Raw genomic sequence first — 3833 nt, forward strand, 5'->3', positions numbered from 1 at the left:
CTCCGCGGTGATTGTGAACAGTTCGTGGCCGATCTGCTCGGTGTAGGAGCCGGTGAGCAGGGGCAGGGCCCGGTCACGCAGGCAGTGGGTCATCGAACTGAGTCGCCAATCGCCGCCGCCGAACTTCGCGTCCCACAACCGGGCTTGGTCTGCGGTCTCACGGAGGTCGTGGAGGTCCTCCCCGCCGCAGCGTCGCGGGCCGTGGCCCGTCGTGGGGGGATCGGTGGGGACGGCGAGCCAGCGTGTAACGGCGCTGGCATAGCCGGTGTGTAGTCCGGCGTTGAAGATGAGCATCTGGGAGTAGATCTCCGGCATTCACGGTGAGCATGGGTCCGAGTCCGGTGTGACCTGGTTGCTGTTGATCGTGTCCGGCGGCACCGTGAGCACGTCACAACAGGCGACGGCCCTCCCGTCGTCTCTTGCCGGAGCCCCGCGGGAGGGCCGTGCGATGGTGCGGAGGCACCGTTGGTCACGGTAGAGATGGACGCCGTCCGCGTCGAGCGGCGGTTGATTGGCGGGCGGCTGGCCTGCCCGGACTGCGGCGGGGTGCTCGCCGGGTGGGGACACGGCCGGGAACGGACCCTCCGCGGCGTGAACGGTCCGGTGCGGGTGCGGCCACGTCGGTCGCGGTGCGTGGGCTGCCACGTCACGCATGTGTTGCTGCCGATAGGGATGTTGGTGCGGCGGGCGGATCTGGCTGTGGTGATCGGTGCGGCGTTGGCCGCCAAAGCAGCCGGCGTCGGGTATCGGTCGATCGCGGTGGAATTGGGTCGGCCCGTGGACACGGTGCGGGGCTGGTTACGCCGGTTCGCCGGCAGGGTTGAGGCGGTGCGATCGGTGTTCACGGTGTGGTTGCGGGTGTTGGTGCCGGATCCGGTGATGCCGCAGCCCGCCGGGAGCGTGTGGGCCGACGCGATGGCCGCGATCGTCGCGACGGCTCGGGCCGCTGCTGCCCGGTTCGTGGTGCCCATGGTGCCGGTATGGGAGATGGCCGCGGCGATCTCGGGTGGCCGGTTGTTGTCCCCGGGCTGGCCGACGGTGTCGATCAACACGGGTTGCCCCTGACACGGCGGTGATCATTCGTGATCCTTTTCTGCTTGTCCTTTATGGAACGAGCAGGGAGGTTCACGGCGTTGGCCGCAGTCGAGCACGAACAGCAGGTGCGTACCGATCGGGCGCGGGCGATCGGGCTGTTCCGGTATCAACTCATTCGCGAGGTCGCTGATCCAGGGCACTCCACCAAACACCGTGGCCGGTTGGTGCGGGCGATCGCCGCCGCCGAGCACACCGATCCGTTCGGCCGGCGGGTGCGGGTCTCCCGCCAAACGCTGGATCGCTGGATCCGGGACTGGCGGGCCGGTGGGTTCGACGCGCTGGTGCCCAGCCCGCGCCAGACCCATCAACGGACGCCGGCCGAGGTGATGGAGCTGGCGGTCGGGTTGCGGCGGGAGAACCCGGATCGCACCGCCGCGGCGGTCCGCCGGATCCTGCGCGCCCAGCTTGGGTGGTCCCCGGACGAACGGACCCTGCAACGCCACTTCACCCGCATCGGCCTGACCGGGCCGAGCGCTGCCAGCACGGTCAGTGTGTTCGGCCGGTTCGAAGCGGCCCGCCCGAACGAATTATGGACCGGCGACGCCCTGCACGGCCCGGTCGTCGCCGGCCGCAAAACCTACCTTTTTGCCTTTGTCGACGATCATTCCCGGGCGCTGGTCGGGTATCGGTTCGGCTATGCCGAGGACACCGTGCGGTTGGCCGCCGCACTGCGACCAGCGCTGGCATCCCGCGGTGTCCCCGAAGCGATCTATGTGGATAACGGGTCAGCGTTCGTGGACGCCTGGCTGCTACGGGCGTGCGCGAAGCTGGGCATCAAGCTCACCCACTCCACCCCGGGCCGCCCCCAGGGCAGAGGGAAGATTGAGCGTCTATTCCGGACAGTCCGGGATCAGTTCCTGGTCGAGATCACCGGAGACCCCGACGTTGCGGGTCGGCACTTCGTCGCCGATCTGACTGAGTTGAACCGGTTATTCGCCGCCTGGGCCGAGACGGTCTATCACCGCCACCCGCATTCCGAGACCGGGCAGCAGCCCCTGGTCCGCTGGTCAGCCAGCGCGCCGTTCCCACTGCCCTCACCCGCGGCGTTGGCCGAGGCGTTCCTGTGGGAGGAGCGCCGCACTGTCACCAAGACCGCCACCATCTCGTTGCACGGCAACACCTACCAGGTCGATGCCGGTCTGGTCGGACGGAAGGTGGAGCTGGTGTTCGACCCATTCGACCTGGCCCGCATCGAAGTCCGGCTCGCCGGAGTCCCGCAGGGCCTGGCGATCCCGCACCGCATCGGCCGGCACGCTCACCCCAAAGCCCGACCCGAAACACCCCCGACACCACCGGAACCGACCGGCATCGACTACGCCGCGCTGATCGACACCGCGCACCAGGCCCAGCTCGCCCGCGGGGTCAACTACGCCGCTCTCACCGGCAGCGACGTCAGCAGCGCCCCACATACCCACGACCAGATTCCCGGGCAACTCGACCTGCTCACCGGCGGCCTCGCGGACAAGGAGACCACCTCGTGATCGACAAACTGCAGGGCTTCTACGGGTTCAGCCGCATGCCCTTCGGTCGGGATCTCGCACCCGGGATGCTGCACCGCCACCACGCCCACAACGAGGCCGTCGCCCGCATCGGTTGGTGCGTCACCGAACGTCGCATCGGCGTGATCACCGGCGAGGTCGGCGCCGGCAAGACCGTCGCCGTCCGTGCCGCCCTCTCCACCCTGGACACCAGCAGGCACAGCATCATCTACCTACCCAACCCGACCATCGGGGTCCGCGGTATCCACCACCAGATCGTCGCTGCCTTGGGCGGGCAACCCCTGGTCCACCACGCCACGTTGGTTCCCCAGGCCACCGACGCCCTGGCGACCGAGCAGGTCGAACGGGGCCGCACTCCGGTGCTGGTGATCGACGAGGCCCACCTGCTCGACCACCCACAACTGGAGTCGATCCGGATGCTGACCAACCACGACATGGACTCCACCAGCCCGTTCGCCTGCCTGCTGGTCGGCCAACCCACCCTGCGGCGACGCATGAAACTCGGGGTGCTCGCCGCGTTAGATCAGCGAATCGGGCTGCGTTACGCGATGCCTGCCATGACGCCCGAGGAGACCACCGGCTACCTGCGGCACCACCTGGCGTTGGCCGGGCGGTCAGACACCCTGTTCTCCGACGATGCGGTCGGGTTGGTCCACCAGACCAGCCGCGGTTATCCCCGCGCGGTCAACAACCTCGCCGTTCAAGCACTGATCGCCGCGTTCGCCCTGGACAAGACCATAGTCGACGAGTCATCCGTCCGCGCTGGGATCGCGGAGGTCACGGCAGAGTGAGCAGCATCCCGACACGATGAGGATCACGACCCCGCCCGGCAACCGCCCGGCGGGGTTTCTCACACCCGCACATGCTCACCGTCAACGCCGCCGTCATCCTCATTTTCAACGCCGGTCAACACTCACCGGCAGCTCAACGAAGACTTCGGCCTGAAACCAGTCGGTCCGGCTCGTGGCTACCTCGAAACCGAACACACCCTCGCGCCGCTCTACCAGCTCAACGAGACTGAGCTGTTGGATCCCAATAGCTGACGGCCCCGACGCGCCAAGCATGACAACGGCCGGCAGCACTGTGTCAAGGCGGGAAAGCGTGCCTTGACACAGCACCACCGGCCGCGTTCTTGGCTTCGGGTCGGGGCGGACGGGGGAGGTGTCGGTGCAGGTCAGGGTGTCGGCGTCCAGCAACATGCCAACAACATGCCCCGGTCAACAGGGGTCAATGTCGGTC

Annotated in this window: 5 protein-coding genes; 3 read left to right on the forward strand and 2 right to left on the reverse strand. The window is 68.0% G+C overall.

Translation table 11 applies throughout. The features are described 5' to 3' along the window. Nucleotides 1-315: hypothetical protein (locus VGJ14_02950; protein ID HEY2831357.1), on the reverse strand; the 315-nt coding region annotated here is incomplete at its 3' end. A gap of 150 nt (nucleotides 316-465) precedes the next feature. Here VGJ14_02950 and VGJ14_02955 point away from each other — a divergent pair. From VGJ14_02955 to VGJ14_02965, 3 genes are all read left to right on the forward strand, one after another. Continuing rightward, a complete protein-coding gene (locus VGJ14_02955; GenBank protein HEY2831358.1) occupies nucleotides 466-1065 on the forward strand; it encodes a hypothetical protein in 600 nt (199 codons plus the stop codon). Nucleotides 1066-1133: 68 nt separating this feature from the next. Further along, nucleotides 1134-2576 carry a DDE-type integrase/transposase/recombinase gene (locus VGJ14_02960; GenBank protein ID HEY2831359.1) on the forward strand — a complete coding sequence of 481 codons (1443 nt, stop codon included), beginning with the start codon at nucleotides 1134-1136 and terminating at the stop codon, nucleotides 2574-2576. Beyond that, nucleotides 2573-3385 (forward strand): ExeA family protein, encoded by an 813-nt coding sequence (locus tag VGJ14_02965; protein HEY2831360.1) that lies wholly within the window; start codon nucleotides 2573-2575, stop codon nucleotides 3383-3385. The genes VGJ14_02960 and VGJ14_02965 overlap by 4 nt, the downstream gene beginning before the upstream one ends. Before the next feature lie 105 nt (nucleotides 3386-3490). On the opposite strand, the gene VGJ14_02970 is transcribed toward VGJ14_02965, so the two are convergent. Beyond that, a complete protein-coding gene (locus VGJ14_02970) occupies nucleotides 3491-3793 on the reverse strand; it encodes a hypothetical protein (GenBank protein HEY2831361.1) in 303 nt (100 codons plus the stop codon). Nucleotides 3794-3833: the final 40 nt, after the last annotated feature.

The organism is Sporichthyaceae bacterium (assembly GCA_036493475.1).
Classification (GTDB): Bacteria; Actinomycetota; Actinomycetes; order Sporichthyales; family Sporichthyaceae; genus DASQPJ01.